The organism is Peribacillus sp. NPDC076916 (assembly GCF_050269675.1).
In the GTDB taxonomy this organism is placed as follows: Bacteria; Bacillota; Bacilli; order Bacillales; family DSM-1321; genus Peribacillus; species Peribacillus aracenensis.
In genome coordinates this window covers 469,204-491,652 of record NZ_JBNNIU010000003.1, presented here as the reverse complement: position 1 = coordinate 491,652, position 22,449 = coordinate 469,204, and the positions used below count along the sequence as shown (strand labels likewise).

Sequence of the window (22,449 nt, the reverse complement as noted above, 5' to 3'; positions counted from 1 at the left end):
CGGCCTTTTATAATGAGGATATAGAAAAAAAGGAGTGTATCCAAATGAATATATTAGAAGCGAAAAAAATCCATAAAAGCTATGGTAATAAATTCAATAAACAAGAAGTATTAAAGGGTCTTGATATCAGCATACAAGAAGGTGAATTCGTAAGTATCATGGGTGCATCCGGTTCGGGAAAAACGACTTTGCTTAATGTCCTTTCCTCGATCGATAAAATCAGCAACGGCACCATTACAATCGATGGAAAAGTGATTTCAGGGATGAAAGAAAAGCAGTTGGCCGAATTTCGGAAGAACCATCTAGGCTTCATCTTCCAGGAATATAACTTATTGGACACACTGACCGTCAAAGAAAATATCCTTCTGCCCTTATCCATTACAAAAACACCCCATAATGAAGCGGCACAAAGGTTTGAAGCCGTGGCGAAGGAACTGGGCATATATGAAGTGAAAGATAAATACCCAAATGAAATTTCCGGCGGTCAAAAACAGCGCACGTCTGCAGCACGGGCTTTCATCCATGACCCAAGCATCATTTTTGCGGATGAACCGACTGGGGCGCTTGACTCCAAATCAGCTTCCGATTTACTGAACAAACTGAGCGAAATGAATCAAAAGCGCAAAGCGACCATCATCATGGTAACCCACGACCCAGTGGCGGCCAGTTATTGCAGCCGAGTCATTTTCATTAAAGATGGACAAATATATACACAATTGAATAAAGGGGAACAATCCAGACAAACCTTCTTCAAGGACATCATGAAAACACAAGGTGTATTGGGAGGGGTTCAAAATGAGCATTAATCAACTCATCTTTCGAAATCTGAAGAAGAATTTGAAAAACTATTATCTGTATGTGTTTGCCCTGGTCTTCAGCGCTTCTCTTTATTTTGCCTTTGTCACCTTGCAATATGACCCATCGCTGGATGAAGTGGAGGGTACGGTGAAAGGGGCCGCCTCCATCAAGGCTGCATCGATCCTGCTTGTTGCGATTGTTTCCATATTCCTTTTATATGCCAATAGCATTTTCATAAAAAGACGCAGTAAGGAAATTGGCTTATTCCAATTGATAGGCATGACCAAGAACAGGATATTCCGGATCCTGAGCGCGGAAAACCTGATCCTGTATTTCTGTTCCGTATTCCTGGGAATCTTTGTAGGGTTTGCTGCATCAAAATTGATCATCATGATACTGTTTAAAATAATGGGTGTCCAGGCGATCGCGACCCTAAAATTTTCTTTTCAGCCGCTTGTTCAGACCATTCTTGTTTTTAGCGCCATCTATCTTTTCATCATGTTGATGAATTATGCCTTCATTAAAAGGCAGACCATCCTTTCATTATTTAGAGTGACTTCAATGACGGAAGGAAAAGTGAAAAAGGTTTCGATGTTCGAAATGATCATCGGGATATTCGGAATCATCCTGATCATTGCCGGCTATGTCGTCTCATCCAAATTATTCGATGGAGCTTTTTCAGAGATGACCGAGCTTTTCATGGCCATGGTCTTCATTTTAGGAACCGTCATCATCGGTACCTACCTATTCTATAAAGGATCCGTAAGCTTCATCTTTAATATCGTCCGTAAAAAGAAAAATGGCTATTTGAACATCAATGAAGTATTGTCCCTTTCATCCATCATGTTCCGGATGAAATCGAATGCGGTATTATTGACGATCATCACGACCGTTTCCGCTCTGGCGATTGGATTATTATCATTAAGCTATATCTCCTACTACTCAGCGGAGAAGAGTGCACAAACCTATATCCCCACCGATTTTTCAATGACGGATACGGAAGATGCAAATGCATTCAAGAAAACATTATCAGACAGTAAAATTGATTATGACGAAAAGGTGATCGATGTCATTCAAGTGGATGTCAATGTAAAGGAAGTAATGGAAACCAGCCTGGAAGGAGTGAACTTCGATCCGGATATCATGACCGTTCCCGTCATCAGTGATGAAGCTGTTAAAGGAATCAACCTCGCCGAAGATGAGACCCTTTTCAGCGGATACAGTAATATGATGGAGAAGGTCATGTCCTTGAAGGATTCCGGAAAGATTGAACTGAAGGGCAAACACGAAGTGATTCCGCAAACATACATGGGATTGAATGATGATAGTATCCTGTCCTATTACTTCACGAGTGGCGGAATGCCCGTTGCCATTGTAGACCAAACGATATTCGACCGTTTGAAAAAGGATATCGACCCGAAAATCCAAAAGGTTTCATCTGTAAATATCGGCATTGATGTGAAGGATGAAGCTGAACTTGAAAAAGCGAATGATCTATTCAATAAAATGAATTTCAAAGAAGAACATGTAAATGATTCCCAATTGGAAATGTTCAACAACCAGAAGAAGAATATGGGCCTTATCATGTTCATCGTCGCCTTCTTGGGATTAACCTTCCTCATCACATCCGGTTGCATCCTCTATTTCAAGCAAATGGATGAAAGTGAAGGTGAAAAATCCAATTACACCATCTTAAGGAAACTGGGATTCACACGAGGTGACTTGTTAAGAGGAATCCAAGCAAAACAAGTTTTCAATTTCGGCATTCCTTTAGTCGTCGGGCTGCTTCACAGTTATTTCGCAGTCCAATCAGGATGGTTCTTATTCGGGACCGAAGTTTGGACACCGATGATCATCGTTATGGCATTATATACGGCATTGTATTCGATCTTCGGAATCCTATCCGTATTCCATTACAAAAAGGTCATCAAAGAATCTCTATAGGTGCTAAAAGCTCCAGGGCCCATGAGGCCCTGGAGCTTTTATTTCCCCTTTAAAGTACCCCAGCCGGTTTCATCATTTCCTTGATCAATTCCCTGTTGCGCTTTTTAAAGATTTCATTATGGGAAGAAACCATCCCCACTCCGTGAGCGTCAGGCTGGATATATTGCTTTGCTTTGTTTACGGCATTTGCTGCATCTTGAAAAGTACCTGCTATCAGGTTCAATTTACCTTCATGCTTAAGGATATCACCGGCAGCGTATATTCCATCCATCGAGGATTCACTTGAAGAAGTGCCCTCAATATAATAATTGTCGGCTATGGCTATATTCACTTTACTATTTCGAAGCAGCGATGTATCCCGCTCATAACCATGATTGATGATGACTTCGTCGATCGGCAAGTAAGAAACCTCTCCCGTTGCGTGATTCGTCAGTTCAACATGCTCAATTGATTCATGATCAGCGCAGGCGATCAGTTTTGTAATCGTCGTATTCAAGAAACAAATAGCAGAGCTTTCCATCAATTGCCTTGCTTGTGATTCATGACCTGCTAAACTATCTTTCCTATATGTCAGATACACCTTTTTGGCGATGGGCTCCAATTCGTTTGCCCAGTCTATAGCAGAATTCCCGCCGCCTGAAATGATCACCGTCTTATCCTTGAATCGATTGAAAGACTTAACAGTATAGTTTAAATTGGAGACTTCAAACCTTTCTGCCCCGTCTATTTCCAACTTTTGCGGATTCAGGATTCCGCCGCCAACCGCGACAATGATCGTCTTGGAAAAGTGCATTTTACCAGAAGCCGTATGTAAAACGAAGATACCTTTTTCATTGCGTGTGATGGATTCCACTTTTTCATTCAAGACGACTGTTGGACTGAATGTTAAACCTTGCTCCACCAGCTGCTCAATCAATTTCTCCCCAGTTGTGGGTGTCAGCCCTCCAACATCCCAAATCATTTTCTCCGGATAGACATGAATTTTCCCGCCTAGCCTTGGCTGGTATTCAATCAGTTTAACTTTCATTTCTCTAAGTCCGCTATAAAAAGTGGAGTAAAGGCCTGCTGGCCCTCCCCCAATAACCGTTACATCAAATAAATCTTGCTGTTCCATTTACGTCCACTCCCCGGTAATCAATTGTTATTGATTATCATTCTCATTTAATGGTACACTCTTTTTTCACTTTTTACAATAAGCAGTGAAGGTTAATTTCAAAAAAACATAATGAATGAGATTGAAATAAGCCAAATGATGTTCAGGCAAGCGAAAAAAAGTGCAGCATCCTTCATTCCTACTCAAGGATGAAAGATGCTGCACTTTTCTGGCACTGAATATTAGCTTGAATGAGGTCTTTTCCCTTCTGTTATAAGAAGGTTGATCCGATCTATGAGTTCAGGCAGTTCCTCGATCGTTTTGATGGTGAAGTCTGCCCCGTTTTGCATAAAGGTGTCTGCCGTTTTAGAGATGAGATTTTGTTTATCTTGTTCTGGTAAACTTGTATACTCATTCAAACTCAATCCCATCTCGGAGCTTCCGACAATGATTCCGACCGACCATACCCCAGCATTGACTCCCTCCTGCATATCGGAAACGGTATCTCCTACCTTCACTACCTTCCATGATGCGGTTAACTTCAATTCTTCCATATTCCGATATATCATGTAAGGATAAGGCCTTCCAATCGAGTGGGTTGCATCCGGGGTGACATGGAAATCCGGCCGATACCCTTTCTTCAAAGCATTTGGTACGAAGAACGTTTTAACAAATGACGGGGAAATCCATAATAAATGATGTTCAAGGACCAATTGGCCCAAAGCTTCACCTTCATCACAACGTTGATTTCCACTCCAGGCACTCGCTTTCCGCGGGGGGTCCGGAAGCCTCCTCGGCGCTTTGCGCCTGTGGGGTCTCCCCTGGACTCGCTTTTCCCGCAGGAGTCTCGCACACCAACTCCAATCAAATTTGTTTTAAAAGATAGAACCCCTTTTGTCTACATTTTTTTTGAGTCGGTGTAAAAATTTGATTTCCTCTCCAGGCACTCGCTTTCCGCGGGCGGTCCGGAAGCCTCCTCGGCGCTTTTGCGCCTGTGGGGTCTCCCCTGGACTCGCTTTTCCCGCAGGAGTCTCGCATACCAACTCAATCAAATTTGTTTTAAAAGATAGAACCCCTTTTGTCTACAAACTAGATAATAAAGGAGAATCGGAATACTCTCACCCCGACCATGATTTTAAAGGAAATCAGGCTCATCCCGAACCATGTTTAAGATTAAATTATCCTTTATGTTTTTTTACTGTAATCCCTATTGGATTGAAGAAATTTGCGACACTCCTGCCGAATTACTGGCTAGCCAAGACCCCACATACGCTTGCGTCGAGGAGGCTTGGCAGACAGTCGGCGGAAAGGGAGCGAATTTCTGAAATCAACTGCAACTTGAAATAAAAAAACTGTGTCCTCCATCAATGGAGAGTGAAACTCAAGCTATTTTCATGGCTTTGTCTGACTGGGTCCTGGCGATTCCCATAAAGTTTAGCCAAGTATCCTACTTAAAATTCCTTTCATGCTGAAGGAGCCATTCCTTTCTCCATAAGCCACCCGCATAACCGGTTAATTTCCCATTTGAACCTATTATCCGATGACAAGGAATCACGATGCTTAACTTATTCCGGCCATTAGCGCTCCCTACTGCCCTTATGGCTTTTTCATTACCGATTGTAACGGCGATGTCTTTATACGAACCCGTGTTAGCGTACAGGATTCCTGTTAAGGCATTCCACACGTTTTTTTGGAAGATGGTCCCTTCAAGTAAATAAGGAAATGTAAATTCCCTGCGTTCACCTTTGAAATACTCATCAAGCTGATGAAAGCACTCCACCAAAACCTTGGGTGTTTGATCTTGCATAATATTTATCTTTATATCCCTTTCAGCGAACATTATGGAACAGATGGCCTCATTTGTTCCTGATATCTAGATTATTCCAATCGGCGATACATAATCTAATTTAACTAATTCACCCATATAAAGACCTCCTAGATAGAAGGAAGCAGATGCCTGCCTCCCACCCCATTTTTTTCAATTCCCCTTTTCCTACATGTTTCGATATTCACTGGGAGAACAATGTTTCAAACGGCGAAATACCTTATAAAAGTTCGAAGGGCTTTGGAATCCTACTTCAAGGGAAATCTCGAGATTCGTTAGACTTGTGCTTGTTAGAAGAAATGCCGCTTTATCGACTCTTATTTTTTCCAAATAGGAACGGGGAGTTTCTAATGTTTCCTTTTTGAATAGCCGTTCCAGATAATAGGAACTTACACCGACATGGTTGGCAATATCCTTTAACTCCACCTTTTGGTTATACTGATTTACCAGAAAAACGATGACATCTCTGACAAGTCGCATCTGCGGGGAATCATCAACTTCCGGTTGGCATCTTTTGCAAGCACGGAAGCCAGCCTTTTCGACTTCATCGATATCATGATAGAATTTCACATTTATTTTTTTCGGCTTCCTTGACCTGCATGAAGGGCGGCAGTATATTTTTGTAGTCTTTACAGCCGTAAAGAATAATCCGTCATATTTAGGGTCGCAGGCAATGATTTTCTCCCACATTTCTTCAAAGGAAAGATTGATAGCATCAGCCATTATACTCCGCATCCTTTCAGGTTTTAGTTCCCATATAAATGTGAGGTGTCATTTAGCTCTACTATTCGTGCTGTATCTCTTTCTAACAATGCAATGACTTTATCGGATAGGGCATTTCCGAAACTGAGACGTTTCACGCCTAATTCTTCAAGCTCCTTACCATTCGTTAATCCAGGCAAAGATAATACATTAAGGGGGGCACCTATATTCAAAGTGATTTCCTTTATTTCATCATAGTTCGTTAATCCAGGGATGAATATTCCGCTTGCTCCACTCTCCACATACGCTTTTGCCCGCTTTATTGTTTCCTGAAGAGGATTTTCTTTTTGAAAATAAGTATCTGTTCTAGCATTGATGTAAAAACCCTCATACCCATTGTTATCCAATGATTCTCTTATTTTTACTAGTAGGCTGCAGTGTTCGGATATATCTCTTAGCCCTTTTTGTTTTTTGAGCGAATCCTCAATATTGATCCTGGCAACACCGACGTCTGCCGTCCTTAACACATTATCGACAATCTTTTCTGCGGTTTCACCATAGCCTGCTTCAATATCCGCAGTGACGGGAATTTTCACATTATCCGCAATAAGCTTAATGATACCTAAATGTCTTTCAAAATCAATCAATTCGCCATCAGAATGACCAAGGGAGTTGGCAATTCCACAGCTTGTCGTTCAATTGCCTTGAATCCTGCTTTCACGAGAATCAAGGCCGATAATAGATCCCAGGCATTCCCCAATATCAACAGGTCGTTCGAAAAGTGTAATTCATTGAATTCCTTTATGTTAGTCATAATATTTGCTCCTAAAATTTATTTGTTCTCATTTTAACAATCAATCCGGCTCCAAATCGTCCTCATTATTGCTCTTATGGTCCATTTATACAATGGTTGTGCCGGGTTCCCGTTTAACGGTTCCGAACAAATAAAAAATGCCCTTTCATACCGGGGCATTTTCATGAACCTATTAATTTACGAATAGATATAACTTTCTATGATATTCCACAAATGCCTGTTGGTCCTTTTCCGTGAAGTCCATCCATTTTACTTTCTTGCATCTTTCCTCTAATCTCTCATTCAGTTCATCTTCTATTTCATTCATGAAACGAATGATTTCCCCGTAGGGCATATTGAAATGACGGGCAGCGAGCCTTGGCGGTGAATGCTTGACAAGCAATCTCATGAATTGATCGACCGTGTCCGCCTTCGATGCAAGATAATCTTCTTCGTTCACGATGAATTCATACACTTGTTTTTTGACGCCAGAAAGTCTGGTTACTTCGTCGCGCAATAAAAACTCCATTAATCTTTCGTTCATATGGCTCTACCTCGAATTGGTTTATATTTAAATCCTTTTAGATATGTATGAAAAAACTATACGGCCCGATACCTCATTATGACATCGTAACCGCAAGCCATCAAGCACCTATTCATACACAAAGCGTAATAATTACGATTTATAATCATTTTACGTAAAGTAATATGTACATGCCATAAAAGTCAACGTACGTGTTGTGTGACATCTCGAATCTCGAAATGCATATTAAGCGTCCTGTATTGGCAAAATAAGATCAAGAACAAATGGAACAACTCTTTATTAATTTTGTATATGTATAAAGAATAATTTTGTTAAAATTTGATATAATAAATGTAATATTTAGTCAATTAGTATTTTTCCCTAGAATTTGCTTTTGCAAAGGGGTAGAATGAAGCTAATGACATCTTATTTTTTCTAAATGTTTCCGAGGAGTTATAGGGTGGGTATAGCAAGTACATAGTGACAGCTGAAATGCTGTCCGACATATCGGTTGTTTTCATTTGTTCAAAATAACAATGAAAAGAATAAGGAGTGATTTTTTGAAACCTTCAACAAATCGCATGTTAACCCGTATTAAATCCGTTTATATGTTCATTAGTAATAACGGTACGGTTTCTACTCAAGAGCTTGTAGAAGAATTTGGCATCACTCCTCGAACTGTGCAGCGCGATTTAAATGTCTTAGCATACAATGACCTTGTTCAAAGCCCAAGCCGAGGCCTTTGGACGACAACAAGTAAAAAGGTGAAGATGTCATCGTAAAAAGAACGACCACCCGAACAAGATCGATATGTAAAATACTTTGAGGCGGACAATTTTTTGTCCGCCTCATTTTTTGTTTCCACATATCATTCAGCCGGTTGGCCCGCCTTTAACTGTTCAAGCTCCTCCGCCGTCAACTCACGGTATTCACCAAGCTCCAGTTCCTCATCAAGCTGTAAACTCCCCATGGAAAGACGTTTAAGATAGACGACACGTTTGCCAACGGCCTCAAACATCCGCTTCACCTGATGGAACTTCCCTTCCATGATCGTCAGCTCGATATCGGATGTCAGACCTGATTTTAAAATGTTCAATTCACCTGGTTTTGTTTCGTATCCATCATCCAAGGTCACGCCATTGCGGAATGCCTCGATATCCCGTTCCGTCACTTCGCCATCAATGACCGCAAAATATGTTTTAGGGACATGTTTCTTCGGGGACAGCAGTTGGTGGGCAAGCTTTCCGTCATTCGTGATCAGCAATAAACCTTCTGTGTCCTTATCAAGACGGCCTACAGGAAATGGCTCGAAAACTGAATCTTCCGGCTCCAAGATGTCGATGACCGTTTCTTGGTAGTTGTCCTCCGTTGCCGACAATACGCCTGGCGGTTTATTCATCATTAAATAAATGAATTCCCTGTATTCAACCCGTTCACCATGAACCGTCACGATTTCCGTATCAGGGTCCACTTGTTCCTTCGGGTCCTTGAGCAGCCTGTCATTGACCTTGACGGCGCCGGATTTCAGGAGCTTTTTCACTTCTTTCCTGCTGCCATAACCAATATTGGATAAAATCTTATCAATTCTCATCATTTCCTCCTAAAGCCTTTTCCATAAAAAGCCTTGCCCACTTTAATGACAGGCAAGGCCACGATATTTTAATTTGGGGATTCACCATTCAATACCCTTTTTTTTACACATCAAACTTCCAGCTTATAATCCTAATTTAGCTTTTAACCGATCGATCCGGGCACCGAACAAACGATGGGCAAGTTTGCTTTTCAGGGAAAGCGCCGCATAAATGAGCGCTCCAAGAATTGCACAAACGGCCACGATCAAAATCGCCTGGAATCGCCCTTCCGTTGTAAGCCACAACGATAATAAACTGTTCATGCCCCATGCAGCCAGTCCCATTATCACTGAAAAAACGGAAATCAAAACGGATCGTCTGATGGTAAGGCTGTAACGATATCCAGTAAAGTAGGTAATGACATACAAATTCAGCAGCACAGCAGCCAAATAGCCGAATGCCGTAGCATAAACGGATCCTTCCGTTTCAAACATCTTGATTAACGGGATATTCAAGCTCAATTTGATTAAAAAGCCCAAAAGCAGGCTGAGCACCGTATATTTTTGCTGATTGATCCCTTGTAATATCGCCGCCGAAACGGAGAAAAGCGCAAACAAGATGGAAACGGGCGCATATGCCTTCAGGACACTGATTCCAAGTGGATCATGGCTGTAAAAGGCACTATAGATCGGATCGGCCAGCACCGACATGCCAACGACCGCCGGAATCGTAATGAACAACAAAATTTGAAAAGCTTGGTTCAGCTGGCGGTTTAACTCTTCCGAATCCTCGCTTACATATGCCTTCGTCACCGAAGGAAGAAGCGCCATTGAAAACCCGGTTGCAAGCGTCATCGGAATCAAGACAAGCTTCTGGGCATATACATTCAACACCCCAAGGGCATCTTCTGCGACATGCTGCAACCCGATGGACGACATCGCCTTATTGAAAGATAATAAGTCCGCAAACTGAAACATTGGCATCGCGATTCCGACGAATATGAAAGGAATCGATGATAGAAATATTTCTTTATAGATTTCCTTCAGGGAAATTTCCATCGTCCCCCGGTCTTTCTTCATCAAGCTGTCCAAATATGGTTTTTGTTTTTTCCAATACCAAAATAACACCACTAAACCGCCGACAGCCCCGACCGTCGCCGCGAAGGTAGCTATTTGGATGGCTCTCACTAACTCTCCATCAAGGACATTCAAAACAACATACACACCGGCCAAAAGGAACACGATGCGGACAATTTGTTCGATTACCTGAGATATGGCCGTTGGCTCCATCGCCTCATGACCTTGAAAGAAGCCGCGGATGATGCTCATGAACGGTACAAAAATCAAGGCGAAGCTGACTGCCCGTATGATCTCCGTGACATCTTTGACATCTTCCTGCCTGACCCCAAAGACCCCAGTGAACATCGGTGCCATCGTATAGAGAATCAAAAAAGCGAGAAAACCGGTGACAAGCATTAATTTCAGGCTCGATTTAAATAACTTCTCACCGACGGCGTACTCCTCGAGCGCATTATACTTCGAAATGAATTTAGAAACAGCAAGCGGCATGCCTGCCGTCGCAAAGCTAATGAAAATGGTATATGGAACGTACCCATATTGATAGAGGGTTGCCCCTTTATTCCCAACCATATGTTCAAATGGGATGACGTAAAATAAACCAAGTACCTTGGAAATGATCGCTCCCAGCGTTAATATAAAAGCCCCTTTTAAAAACTTAGATGACATCTAATCCCTTCCTGCCTCTGTCAGTTACGTTTCACACGCTCTTTATCTTATCATATTAAAGTATTTTTTCTATAGAAAACTACACTCAAGTTTATCGTTTTCGAAGATAATACACAAACAAATAATTCCTTTTTTTCTACATTCGCAATCTGACGGGCTCTTGCTATATAATGAAGAGACTGAAAATGATAAAGTGGTGATCAATTTGAAATATGATGTAGTGGTAATTGGCGGCGGTCCTTCCGGATTGATGGCAGCAATAGCTGCCGGGGAAAAAGGGGCACATGTCTTGTTAGTGGATAAGGGCGAGAAGCTTGGCAGGAAGCTAGCCATCTCGGGCGGCGGACGCTGCAACGTGACGAACAGGCTCTCAATCGATGAAATCATTCAGCATATCCCTGGAAACGGGCGATTTCTATACAGCGCTTTCTCAGAGTTCAATAATGAAGACATTATTCAATTCTTTGAAAAATTGGGCGTGGCCCTAAAAGAAGAGGACCATGGCCGGATGTTCCCCGTCAACGATAAAGCGCAAAGTGTCGTGGATGCCCTTCTGACGCGCCTCTCTAATTTAAAAGTAACGATCTATAAGAACTCTCCAGTAGCGGAAGTTCTCTATGAACATGGAAAAACAAGCGGCGTCCGGTTAAAAGATGGACAGACCATCGATACAGGTGCAGTCGTGATTGCAGTCGGCGGGAAATCAGTTCCCCACACCGGTTCGACCGGAGACGGCTACGCATGGGCTAAAAAGGCGGGGCATACGATTACCGAACTGTTCCCAACTGAAGTTCCCGTACTTAGCCAGGAAACATTCATTAAAGATCGAACACTCCAAGGTCTCGCACTTCGCGATGTTTCATTGAGTGTCCTTAACCCAAAGGGCAAGGCCCTGATCACACACCAAATGGATATGCTCTTCACCCATTTTGGCGTCTCCGGTCCAGCTGTTCTAAGATGCAGCCAATTCGTCGTGAAAGCGATGAAAAAATGGAACCTTTCGGAAGTGACAATGAAACTCGATGCCCTGCCGGACCGAAACAAGGAAGAGGTCTTCCAAGACATCATGAAGGAAATCAAGGCAGAACCGAAAAAAGCCATTAAAAATACTTTAAAAGGTTTAGTTCCTGAACGATACCTTCACTTTCTGCTTGAGCGAAGCGGCATCGACCTTCAAGAACAAGGAGCGACGATATCAAATGAAAAGATCCGCCACCTTGCAGAACTATGCAAGGACTTCCAATTCGGAGTACACGGCACCCAGCCTCTAGAAAAGGCCTTCGTCACGGGCGGGGGCGTATCCGTCAAAGAAATACACCCAAAAGAAATGGCATCCAAACTGATGGCCGGACTGTATTTTTGCGGTGAAATTCTGGATATACACGGATACACAGGCGGCTATAATATCACATCGGCATTAGTAACCGGAAGACTAGCCGGTATGAATGCTGCCATGCATGCCCGTTCATAATTCCTAAAAAGAGGCTGATCCGCTTGGATCAGCCTCTTTTTAATTCGATTTCGTAAGTCCGTTACTTGGGTTTCTCGTCGGGCACCCGCGCCGCCTCTTTTATCTGGCTTTCCCGTTTAAAATATTTCTGGATGATAGCGAAAAGCTTCGAGGTCAATGGTATTCCGTTCCGTGAATGTGATGCCTTCACTCTCGAGCATCGCCTTCTGGTGTTCTGCGGCGCCCTCCGCTTTTATGCCGATTTCTCCCTTGGCATTGATTACCCGGTGCCAAGGAAGGTCATGTTTTTTGCTGCTTGAATGAAGGATCCTTACGACCTGCCTTGCACCTCGCGGACTACCGGCGAGCTGTCCGATTTGACCGTATGTCATCACTTTACCGGAAGGGATATGTTTAATGATAGTAATTACCCGTTCAGTAAAACTTTCCAAATGGTTCTCCCCTTTTATCCGTTTACTAACATCGTGATTTTTTCATCGGTTATCAGGACCCCATGATGCTTGATCAAGTTTGTTTTAAGCTCGGCAGGTATTCTGCAGTCATCGTATGCACAAACGGAAATCAATCCACGTTCCTCGATCGGTTTGTCGATTCCTTTTTCATATTCGCCTATCGCTAAGCTTGCTTGATCGTCGTGGCCCCATTCAACGTGGCCCCAAGTCCGCACGTGCTGATTGCGTTTAGTATATATATCGATATTTTCCAAGAAATAATTAACCATAGTCGAAGGATGGAAGTCTCCATGAAAACAATAAAAATCAAAATTATTGATAAGATGCACTTGCTCCAATTGCTCCTCGTTTAAATGAAGCTGCAATTTCTTATACACGAAAGGAAAGATACGGTCATTTTCGACGACCAGGATATGGTCTCCCTGTTCAACACCGGCAATGATGAAAGTTGCCTCATTTTCAATGTAGGCTTCCAATTCATTAAAACAGTATAAAATATGGCCACCATCCGATTGCTGTATATCTTCTAGTAGTTGTAACATTTTATTATCCAAATTGGCTCTCTCCTTCAAATACACCAGTCCGCACTGTGTATTATGTATAACTTTAACCATTATCTCCGTATTTGTAAAATTCATAGAAGAATATAGTCAGTTTTTCCTAATGTCATCTGCTATGATTGGGAATTTTCGTTGAGTCGAATGGAGGCTGCATTTAGTCCACTCATTGAAAGACCAAGGCAGCCCAATTCTGCGGACTCCGTTCTTCATCCATTTTCCCTTTTGATGGTAACCTTTAAATCACGGGATAATACGGCACATATCGCGGGTTATAATAATAGGGCGGTCTTGGTCCGATAAGCGGCAATTCGAAGGTATTTGGGTTGGAATCATATAACAATTCCACTTTTTCATCCGATTGTTCGACCAATAACAACTTCACTTCTTCGCTATAATAATAGGGCATATCGAGGCCTCCAAAAACTTTTTTCTACTCTTCAGCATATTCGCGCTGCACGGCATCGAGCCCGTCCCCATACATGTTCTTCATGCACGGCATATACCTGATCATCATAAAGTAACCGGACTAAATTCTTTTTTAGGAGGCCCCCCATGGCAGAAGATAAGAAAAAGAAATCATCTGGTAAAAGCTATCCCATGCATCCGAATTATGGAAGGATCACCCGTTATCAAGACGTTCCCATCACGGTTCCTGAGCAACGCCAATTCCGCCAGCCAGGTGTAGAAAAATTAATGGTGCCCAGGCCCATCATCGAAAATCCCAATTACAGGGGCAGTGGGAAACTAACCGGAAAGGTCGCATTGATAACTGGCGGGGATAGTGGGATTGGAGCTGCGGCTGCCATCGCTTTTGCTAAAGAAGGTGCAGATGTTTCCATCGCTTATCTGGATGAACATGAGGATGCCAATCGGACTAAAACGAGAATTGAAGAGCTTGGACAACGTTGCTTACTGCTGCCTGGTGACTTAAGGGATAAGCAGCAATGCATCCATATCGTGGAAGACACCATCGAAACATTCGGAAAGCTCGATATTCTCTGTAACCACGTGGGTATTTAATTTCAGCAAATAAGCTTGCTTGATATTACGGATGAGCAATTCGATGATACCTTTAAAGTCAATATCTATTCCCATTTCTACACGACCCGTGCTGCCCTTCCCCATTTAAAAGCTGGGTCCTCCATCATTAATACATCTTCTGTCGTGACGTTTAATGGGAATAAGCAATTAATTGATTACACGGCTACTAAAGGGGCCAATATTGGTTTCACACGTGCCTTGGCAAACAGTCTTGTCGATCAAGGCATCCGGGTGAACGCCGTTGCGCCCGGAACGTCGTAATCTCCCACATCGAATATACCTCCGCCCACACGAAAGAAGACTACCTTGGATTGCCCGCCTTGCAGCAATAGGTAGTCTGATATGAATGATGGAGTTGCCGGCCAGCCTTTATTTTTTCTTATAAATGATCATCGCACTGAAACAGTAAATCTGTTCCTCTTCCTCTTCACCTGTAGTGGCGACATTATATTTGATATCGACGATCTGATTATCGCGAATGTCTTCAAGGAAAAAGTTCATTTCGTCCTCTAGATCCTTTTCATGCTCATAATCAAATAATTTGACTTGTATCATCGGCTCTCCCCGCCCTTTTACTATAATGATAGTTATTGTGCAGGATGCCCATTTTTCATGATGTTTATACTTGATTTGTTTGTAACGCGGATAATATTGCAACAACTTCATCCCCGACTTCTTCTGTAGAAGCTGCCCCGCCCATATCAGGAGTCAGCGCCTTTTTATCGACCATCACCTGTTCGATCACGTCCAAAATTTTTGCACCCCAAATCTCATGCCCAAAGAAATCGAGAATCTGGCTGGCGGACCATATGGCCGCAAGTGGATTCGCGATGCCTTGATGTGCTATATCCGGGGCTGAACCATGAATCGGTTCGAACATCGAAGGATAAATCCGTTCCGGGTTTAAATTGGCACCAGCCGCCAGTCCCATCCCGCCTGCAATGGCAGCACCTAAATCCGTGATGATGTCACCGAATAAATTGGAGGTGACGACGATTTGAAAGCGTTCGGGCTGTTTGACAAAATACATGCTTGCCGCGTCGACCAGATAGGAATTCGTTTCTACTTCCGGATACTCCTGTCCAAATTCTTCAAAAACCTGATCCCAAAAAACCATTGAATAATTCAATGCGTTCGCCTTGCTTATGCTCGTTAGCGTCCTGCCCGTCTTACGCGCCAGTTCATACGCATAACGGATGATCCTCTCCGTTCCTTTTCGGGAAAAGACTCCCGTCTGCAGTACCACTTCTTCCGGCTTACCTTTAAAAAGCCAATCACCGGCGCCGGAATATTCCCCTTCACTGTTTTCACGGATGACAACCATATCGATTTGGTCACGAGTCACGTCTTTTAATGGACAGGGTGCACCTTGAAGCAATTTAACGGGTCGGACATTCACATATTGGTCAAATCCCTTTCTGATTTTCAGCAGAAGTTCACGTAAGGAAATATGGTCCGGGACACCAGGATAACCGACAGCCCCAAGATACACGGCGTCAAACTTCATCAGTTGATCCAGTCCGTCGTCGGGCAGCATTTTGCCATGCTCCAGGTAATATTCACAGCCCCATGGAAAATAGGTGAACTCGAAAGAAAAATCCCCGGCAATTTCAGCCACTTCCTTAAGTACCTTTACCCCCTCATTTATCACCTCAGGGCCAATCCCATCACCCGCAATGACCGCTATTTTATGAACATTCATTCTTCCACTCCCCTTTTTCTATATTTTCTGATTTCACTACCTAATTTTAACATATCATTTCTGCATTCCCGTCAAGGGGGTTATACAGAAAAAAAGAGCCCTTTCATGATGAAAGGGCTCTTTTTTTCACGTCTTCAAATATGCGCGTCTTTCCGCATATTCACGGCATTGTGAACAAACCATGATCTTTTTTCTCTCTTCATTCAAATAAGCCGTCACATTCTTGGATTTACGCGTACAAAAGTGACAGGTCTTTTTGAAGAACTTCATTTAACGATGACTTCGCCGTCCCATTCAAGCATTCCGCCAACCATGTTTGCCACTTTATATCCTTGTTCCTGAAGATAATGGCATACATTTTCACTGCGGCGTCCTGAACGGCAGATAAAAATATATTCTTTTTCTTTATCAAAATAGTCAAGGTTCGCCGGGATGTCATTCATGCGGATATGTTTCGCGCCTTCGATCATTCCCTCTTGCACTTCTTCGTCTTCACGAACATCGACAAGTTCCATCGCTTCGCCTGCCTCAAGCTTAGCTTCCACTTCTTCAGTTGTAATGATTTTGATTTCTTCCATAATTAGCACCTCGAATTATCATTTGATTTATCTTTTTCATTATAGCAAAATTTCCAGTTTAACATCACGTAATGGATTCGTTGATGAAAATTCCCTCATGCCATGTATTTATTTTCAGAAATTATCTTCTACACTCAAATTTTTATTGCTTCTAAAAACCATCCTGGTTAAAATGGCTCCTAACACTGCCGCCACTATCAGGATACCGAAAAGGATCGAATAATTGGCGATGATCCCTATCAATGTAGATGAGATGATGCTCCCGAAATATCGAAAGGTCGAAAAGATTCCCGATGCCGAGCCCGATGCGGATTCCTCCACGGCTTCCAGGGAAGCGACCTGCATGCTTGTAAGCCCTAAACCGATAGCCAACCCATTCACGATAAGTGTGACGGCTAGATACAAAATCGACTGGAATTGGATGACGAATAAGAATAATAGATTCGTTAACACCGTGATGGCGAATGAAAGGAATATGACCTTTTCCGAAGGGTATTTCCGATTAAGCTGTCCGCCTATCATATTGCTAATAGCCATTGAAATGGAGAACAGTGATAACATGACACCGCTCATGGAAGCCGAAATATCCATTTTTGTGGTCATGATCAGCGGCATGACCAACAAAATCGCATACATCGTGAAATTATTGATCAATACAGATAAATTGGCATTCACGAATATAGGACTCTTAAATAAGCTAAAGTCTATAATCGGGGATGGGACAGACCGTTCTTTCCGTACGAATAATCCCAGGAAAAGAAGGCTCCCCATACCGAGTACGATGTACATCGCCGTTGATTTTGCATGAGTTAAAGTAATCAATAAAGTGATCGTAACGGCTAAATAAATGGAACCGATAATGTCCAATGGCTGTCGGGAATGCTTTTTCTGCAGTTTTGGTAAAAGAAAAAGGCCTCCAGCAAGTGCCCCCAATAAAAAAGGGACATTAACCAAGAATATCGCTTTCCAACTGGCTACAGCAATCAAAAGCGATCCTATCAATGGACCTACCGCTGCTCCCAGACCCATTCCCAACCCGAAAAATCCCAACACCCCCGGGAGCCGCTCACGTGAAACGGTCTGCCGGATAAGGGCAACGACATTCGGGATCAGCAATCCGCCCCCTATGGCCTGCAGTGACCGAAAAGCGACAAGCATGCCTATATTTAGCGCAAGCCCGCATCCAATCGAGGCAGCAAGGAATAGTAATATGCCAATTATATAGATTTTACGATTGCCATATAAATCCCCAAGTTTACCCGCAATCGGCTGGGTAACGGCCATTACAATGAGATAGATGGTGACGACCAAAGTGACACTGTGGATATCCAAACCGTAAAAGTCTGAAATCGAGCCCAGTGCTATCGAAATCATCGTTGAATTGATCGGTACGAGAAACGCCGCCATTAAAGTAAAAATGATCATCAGGAATTCTTTCTGTCTGCCCATTCTTTCACCTCAGTCCTTCAAACAACACTTTGTTCTACTTGCTCATCCATCGATAATCGTAACGGTTCCCGTATTCCCATCGACTATGACACGATCTCCATCTTTTAAGCGATCCGTTCCTATTTTTGTCCCTAACACTGCCGGAATCCGATATTCCCTGGCAATGATCGCAGAATGGGACAGCATGCCGCCTGTATCGGTAATGATTGCTATTGCATCCTGGAAAAAGGACGTCCAGACTGGTGTCGTGTTCCTGCAGACCAGAATATCTCCTTTTTTAAAATGAGAGGCTTCATGCATACCGGATATCACCTTGACTTTTCCTTCGCATACTCCTTTGGATGCTGAAATTCCTTTAATCGTACTCGACGTATTTTCCTTGTTTTCTTCCAATGAGCCAAACACCATTTCCACGAAAGCACGCTCTTCATCCGTAGGTTCCCCAAAATATGATGGCGTTTTCATTTTACCCTGTAAATCATATTGCCTTTTCCGTTCCAATACCGTTTCCTTTAAAGTGTGGGGGGCATCCAAAGCGGATATGACCTCATCTTTATATAAAAACCAAATATCTTCCGCGTCATCCAGCACGTTCTGTTCAACTAAAAGCTCACTTACTTTCAATAAGTATAAACGTGCCTTTGCATCGAACATGGCATCAATATAAAAATGATGATCATCCGTGATTACAGCAGCATCCAAGACCATTTGGTAATATTTTTTAAATTCGTCCCGCTCAGCAGAATCTTCAATTCCATTTAAAAACCTTTGGTATATCCGTTTCCCGTCAGCTACTGCCGTTTCGAATTCTTTATCGAAATCATATCCATTGATGATGAAATTCTTAATGATTTGCAGTACATGCTCAGGATTTTCAATCCAGGTTTCCCCAACGAAATCATGTGCCTTAAGGCATCTGTACCCATAAACATTGACGAAATTATCAACACGTTCCAGAAAATCCTTCCCTTTTCCAAACTCGCTCAGACCCCGGGATAAATTTCCTTCATCAGCATCCATGATCACCTTCAGCAACTGAGGTTCATTTTTCGCTTTCAAAGATAATTGCCACAGTATTCGATCGGACTCCAGTGACTTATTCATCACTCCAGCCATAGATTGGTAGAGTTCATGGGGAGGTTCGGTCCCCAGCAAGCTTTTGAATAGCCGTTCAAGTTTAATAGTAATACCCGCAAGCGGAAGGACGATCATGAAATGCCAGTAATAGACCTCTTTGAAAAAACCTTCTAACTCACCCAACCCTCTTATCGCTTTTGCTGCCGTGAATTCCATCGAAGTTTCTTCATCCATATATCGATAAATCGGCAATAAATGATCATGGATAATATCATGCATCCTGTTCGTCAAATCTGGATACAAGTTCTCCATAAGCTTTTCGTTTTCCATGAATAATTGCTGTGGGTCCGTTTCTAGGTGGATTTGCTTTCCGTAATAATACCCGTTATGGACTTTCATTTGGATGTATCCCGACGGTTCCCTGAGTTCCTCTGCCGCTTTAGCCATTCCTTGATAAAATGGCTGGGTGACTATGGATGCGAATAACGGGGAAATTGGATCAGGAAATCTTGAATCTATCAAAAACCAAAAGTCCTCCTTATCAGTCCGATCCAAAATAAATTCTTTCCTGGCTTCTGGAATGACTTCAGCGTCTTCGATCAACGTTGTAATCGGGCGAGCTTGCAAGAGATATACTTTTTGATTTTGAATGGCGAATTCCAAATCGACAGGATGCCCATAATGCTTCTCCACCTCCAGTGTCAATTCGGTCAATTGTGTAAGCAGCGCATCATTGAGGCAATATGCCTCCTGTTCCGCTTTTGTGGTTTCCACTTCTAACGTGCCTTTGGAGCCGGAAACTATTTTCAGCTCTTTGCGGCCCCTGATTTTCTCGATCTTCGTACCATCACGTTTAGCCAAATAGGTATCAGGTGTCACAATACCGGATACCACCGCCTCCCCGAGCCCATAACTGGCATTTATCACTATATGATCTGGATTGTACGTAACGGGGTCCTGGCTGAAAATCACTCCTGAAACATCTGAATGTATCAGACCTTGGACCACAACGCCCATTGATATTTTTTCAGCATTTTCATGAATGGTTTCGGTATATTGCCGAACCCGGTTCTCGAAACAGGAAGCCCAGCAGCCTTTTACCCTTGATAGGAATTCTTCATCCGTTTTAACATTCAGGTATGTTTCATACTGACCGGCAAAGGATGCCCCTTCCAGGTCTTCTGCACCCGAAGAGGAACGGACTGCCACCGATGCATAGTCTTCCCGCAGCTCATGAAAAGAGCTCAACAGGGTGCTTGACAAATCATCCGGGATGCTCGCCTCCATAATCTCGGCCTGGATGGCTTCACTTTGTAAATCCAGTTCATTTCTTTCTACGAAATGCACGAATGAATCATTGCTAATGACAAACCCATTTGGCACGGGCATGCCCAACTTCGTCATTTTAATTAAATGTAAAGCTTTTCCCCCTACGATTTCTTTGGACTCAGCAGCATTTTCAAATCGCTCTGTATACATATTCGCTCCCCTTCCATCACGTTGAATATCCAAGACTGAGAAATACCCATTTATAGGTATAAATCCCACTCTCAACCATAAAGGAAATCCTGTTACATTGCATTTGAAAAGGCTTACACTAAATTCCATGACGGGCATTGCTTTCGCAATGATTCTTAGGGCTTTATTGCCATTTTCCCGAATGATTGATCGCAAAAACGCAACAAACTATTCAATTTTATATTTATTTACATTTATTAAGTAAATACATCAAATCCAATCACAACGAATAATCCCTACAATAGTCACAATGGGGCCTGAATGAAAAAAAGCCGGCGAATATAATATTCGCCGGCGTTTTAAAAATCGATATCAATGCTTGAATCCTAGTTGATATTGTTTAGGGATCTCCGTTTTTATATTCAAAGATTTAGATGCTTCAAGTGCCCAATAAGGGTTTCGCAGCATTCCTCTGCCGACGGCAACCAAATCGGCTTCTTCATTGCCAATGATTGAATTTGCTAGAATCGGATTATCTAATCGACCTACAGCAATCACGGGGATATCCAAAGCTTTTTTGATTTCCCTCGCCAACGGAGTTTGATAGCTAGCATGCGTACCCGGTCTTCCGTCTGCTCCAATCGGGCCTTCTCCTCCAGAACTTACATGGAACATATCGACTCCTGCTTCTTTAAAGACTTGTGAAAAGGCAATGCTTTCCTCAATGCCATACCCGCCTTCAACGTACTCTTTTGCAGAAATGCGCATGATTAAAGGCATGTCGGCAGGCATTTCGCTTTTCACTGCTTTAATGACTTCCACTCCGAATTTGGTCAGGTCTTTTCCATATTCGTCATCACGTTTATTCGTAAGCGGCGATGTGAATTGGTGGATTAAATATCCGTGTGCACCATGTAATTCGATTACGTCAAATCCTGCTTTAACAGCCCTTCTGGCCGATGCCCGGAATTTATCGACCATCTCCTTCACTTCTTCCGTTGCTAAAGCTCTTGGTGTTTTGTACGTTTCATCAAACGCAATGGCTGATGGTGCCACAGGAGTTTCGGCATCCTCCGCTTTACGGCCTGCATGGGCAATTTGTATCCCGATTTTTGCGCCGTATTGATGAACTTCCTTAACGATGCTGGAGAAAGCTCCAATTTGGTCGTCGGACCATAATCCAAGATCACGATTCGAAATGCGCCCATCAGGCTCAACATCGGTCATTTCCACGATAATTAATCCCGTGCCTCCAACTGCCCTGCTTACATAATGTTGCTGGTGCCAGTTTGTTGGTATACCATCTTCCGCTTCGACGGAGTATTGACACATCGGCGGCATGACGATCCTATTTTTAAGTTCAAGTTCTTTTATGCGATAAGGTGAAAATAAATCATTCATATTTTTTATCTCCTTTTTCATATAATGCATGCACATGCATTTATATCATCTGATTAATTCTGTGTCAACTAATCAGATTCCCGAATCTTTCATTGTAAACGACATCATCTGTTGGTACAGCATTTCCATCCCCACCAATGCGGAGATCCAATAAAAAAAAGCGGTTTTCGCATACTTTGTTGCTATTTACCAAGTAAAGCGGTGTGGTTGATTTCCACTCCAGATGCTTGCTTTCCGAGGGCAGTGCTCCCGCAGGAGTCTCGCAC

The 22,449-nt window shown here is 42.8% G+C and carries 20 protein-coding genes and 2 pseudogenes; 5 read left to right on the top strand and 17 right to left on the bottom strand.

Annotated elements, in window-relative coordinates:
• Positions 1 to 44: 44 nt before the first annotated feature.
• Both ACQKFG_RS11950 and ACQKFG_RS11945 read left to right on the top strand, forming a co-directional pair.
• Positions 45 to 806 (top strand): ABC transporter ATP-binding protein, encoded by a 762-nt coding sequence (locus ACQKFG_RS11950; RefSeq protein ID WP_342614322.1) that lies wholly within the window; start codon positions 45 to 47, stop codon positions 804 to 806.
• Positions 796 to 2,742, top strand: coding sequence for an FtsX-like permease family protein (locus tag ACQKFG_RS11945; RefSeq protein ID WP_427559145.1), 1,947 nt, complete (start codon positions 796 to 798; stop codon positions 2,740 to 2,742). The genes ACQKFG_RS11950 and ACQKFG_RS11945 overlap by 11 nt, the downstream gene beginning before the upstream one ends.
• 49 nt (positions 2,743 to 2,791) lie before the next feature.
• Here the strand turns inward: ACQKFG_RS11945 and ACQKFG_RS11940 are convergent, their stop codons facing one another.
• The 6 genes and pseudogenes from ACQKFG_RS11940 to ACQKFG_RS11915 form a co-directional block, all read right to left on the bottom strand.
• A complete protein-coding gene (locus ACQKFG_RS11940; protein WP_427559142.1) occupies positions 2,792 to 3,856 on the bottom strand; it encodes an NAD(P)/FAD-dependent oxidoreductase in 1,065 nt (354 codons plus the stop codon).
• Positions 3,857 to 4,077: 221 nt separating this feature from the next.
• On the bottom strand, positions 4,078 to 4,557 hold the full coding sequence (locus ACQKFG_RS11935; RefSeq protein WP_427559139.1) for a hypothetical protein: 480 nt from the start codon (positions 4,555 to 4,557) through the stop codon (positions 4,078 to 4,080).
• 725 nt (positions 4,558 to 5,282) lie between these two features.
• On the bottom strand, positions 5,283 to 5,708 hold the full coding sequence (locus ACQKFG_RS11930) for a methylated-DNA--[protein]-cysteine S-methyltransferase (RefSeq protein WP_427559711.1): 426 nt from the start codon (positions 5,706 to 5,708) through the stop codon (positions 5,283 to 5,285).
• A gap of 120 nt (positions 5,709 to 5,828) precedes the next feature.
• The gene (locus ACQKFG_RS11925; protein WP_427559136.1) at positions 5,829 to 6,383 is read right to left on the bottom strand and encodes a bifunctional transcriptional activator/DNA repair enzyme AdaA; all 555 of its coding nucleotides are present in this window, start codon (positions 6,381 to 6,383) and stop codon (positions 5,829 to 5,831) included.
• 23 nt (positions 6,384 to 6,406) lie between these two features.
• Positions 6,407 to 7,176 (bottom strand): annotated as a pseudogene (locus ACQKFG_RS11920) (isocitrate lyase/PEP mutase family protein).
• 172 nt (positions 7,177 to 7,348) lie between these two features.
• On the bottom strand, positions 7,349 to 7,699 hold the full coding sequence (locus ACQKFG_RS11915) for a hypothetical protein (protein WP_192206148.1): 351 nt from the start codon (positions 7,697 to 7,699) through the stop codon (positions 7,349 to 7,351).
• Between the two features lie 539 nt (positions 7,700 to 8,238).
• On the opposite strand from ACQKFG_RS11915, the gene ACQKFG_RS11910 reads away from it, so the two are divergent.
• The gene (locus tag ACQKFG_RS11910; RefSeq protein ID WP_034309346.1) at positions 8,239 to 8,460 is read left to right on the top strand and encodes a DeoR family transcriptional regulator; all 222 of its coding nucleotides are present in this window, start codon (positions 8,239 to 8,241) and stop codon (positions 8,458 to 8,460) included.
• An 86-nt stretch (positions 8,461 to 8,546) separates the two neighbouring features.
• Here the strand turns inward: ACQKFG_RS11910 and ACQKFG_RS11905 are convergent, their stop codons facing one another.
• Complete coding sequence (locus ACQKFG_RS11905; RefSeq protein ID WP_076364518.1) at positions 8,547 to 9,269, bottom strand: pseudouridine synthase; 723 nt, start codon at positions 9,267 to 9,269, stop codon at positions 8,547 to 8,549.
• A gap of 123 nt (positions 9,270 to 9,392) precedes the next feature.
• Entirely contained in the window at positions 9,393 to 10,994 is a 1,602-nt protein-coding gene (locus ACQKFG_RS11900; protein ID WP_192206149.1) for a putative polysaccharide biosynthesis protein, read from the bottom strand.
• Between the two features lie 205 nt (positions 10,995 to 11,199).
• Here ACQKFG_RS11900 and ACQKFG_RS11895 point away from each other — a divergent pair, with 205 nt between their 5' ends.
• Positions 11,200 to 12,465, top strand: a complete 1,266-nt coding sequence (locus ACQKFG_RS11895) for an NAD(P)/FAD-dependent oxidoreductase (RefSeq protein WP_192206150.1) — start codon at positions 11,200 to 11,202, stop codon at positions 12,463 to 12,465.
• A 116-nt stretch (positions 12,466 to 12,581) separates the two neighbouring features.
• On the opposite strand, the gene ACQKFG_RS11890 is transcribed toward ACQKFG_RS11895, so the two are convergent.
• The 3 genes from ACQKFG_RS11890 to ACQKFG_RS11880 form a co-directional block, all read right to left on the bottom strand.
• Positions 12,582 to 12,836: an MGMT family protein gene (locus ACQKFG_RS11890; protein WP_063232865.1), complete on the bottom strand. Its 255-nt coding sequence runs from the start codon at positions 12,834 to 12,836 to the stop codon at positions 12,582 to 12,584.
• Positions 12,837 to 12,910: 74 nt separating this feature from the next.
• Positions 12,911 to 13,471: an MEDS domain-containing protein gene (locus ACQKFG_RS11885; protein ID WP_192206152.1), complete on the bottom strand. Its 561-nt coding sequence runs from the start codon at positions 13,469 to 13,471 to the stop codon at positions 12,911 to 12,913.
• Between the two features lie 241 nt (positions 13,472 to 13,712).
• A complete protein-coding gene (locus ACQKFG_RS11880; RefSeq protein ID WP_169803975.1) occupies positions 13,713 to 13,883 on the bottom strand; it encodes a hypothetical protein in 171 nt (56 codons plus the stop codon).
• Between the two features lie 146 nt (positions 13,884 to 14,029).
• On the opposite strand from ACQKFG_RS11880, the pseudogene ACQKFG_RS11875 reads away from it, so the two are divergent.
• A pseudogene (locus ACQKFG_RS11875) lies at positions 14,030 to 14,770 on the top strand (SDR family NAD(P)-dependent oxidoreductase); the annotation flags it as partial.
• Between the two features lie 117 nt (positions 14,771 to 14,887).
• Here the strand turns inward: ACQKFG_RS11875 and ACQKFG_RS11870 are convergent.
• From ACQKFG_RS11870 to ACQKFG_RS11845, 6 genes are all read right to left on the bottom strand, one after another.
• On the bottom strand, positions 14,888 to 15,073 hold the full coding sequence (locus ACQKFG_RS11870) for a sporulation protein Cse60 (RefSeq protein WP_048682016.1): 186 nt from the start codon (positions 15,071 to 15,073) through the stop codon (positions 14,888 to 14,890).
• Between the two features lie 64 nt (positions 15,074 to 15,137).
• A complete protein-coding gene (locus ACQKFG_RS11865) occupies positions 15,138 to 16,220 on the bottom strand; it encodes a tartrate dehydrogenase (RefSeq protein WP_427559131.1) in 1,083 nt (360 codons plus the stop codon).
• A 266-nt stretch (positions 16,221 to 16,486) separates the two neighbouring features.
• Positions 16,487 to 16,798 (bottom strand): rhodanese-like domain-containing protein, encoded by a 312-nt coding sequence (locus ACQKFG_RS11860; RefSeq protein ID WP_034309364.1) that lies wholly within the window; start codon positions 16,796 to 16,798, stop codon positions 16,487 to 16,489.
• Positions 16,799 to 16,912: 114 nt separating this feature from the next.
• Positions 16,913 to 18,247 carry an MFS transporter gene (locus ACQKFG_RS11855; RefSeq protein ID WP_427559128.1) on the bottom strand — a complete coding sequence of 445 codons (1,335 nt, stop codon included), beginning with the start codon at positions 18,245 to 18,247 and terminating at the stop codon, positions 16,913 to 16,915.
• A 42-nt stretch (positions 18,248 to 18,289) separates the two neighbouring features.
• Positions 18,290 to 20,803 (bottom strand): PEP/pyruvate-binding domain-containing protein, encoded by a 2,514-nt coding sequence (locus ACQKFG_RS11850; protein ID WP_427559125.1) that lies wholly within the window; start codon positions 20,801 to 20,803, stop codon positions 18,290 to 18,292.
• 351 nt (positions 20,804 to 21,154) lie between these two features.
• Positions 21,155 to 22,183: an NADH:flavin oxidoreductase/NADH oxidase gene (locus ACQKFG_RS11845; RefSeq protein ID WP_192206157.1), complete on the bottom strand. Its 1,029-nt coding sequence runs from the start codon at positions 22,181 to 22,183 to the stop codon at positions 21,155 to 21,157.
• Between the last annotated feature and the right edge of the window lie 266 nt (positions 22,184 to 22,449).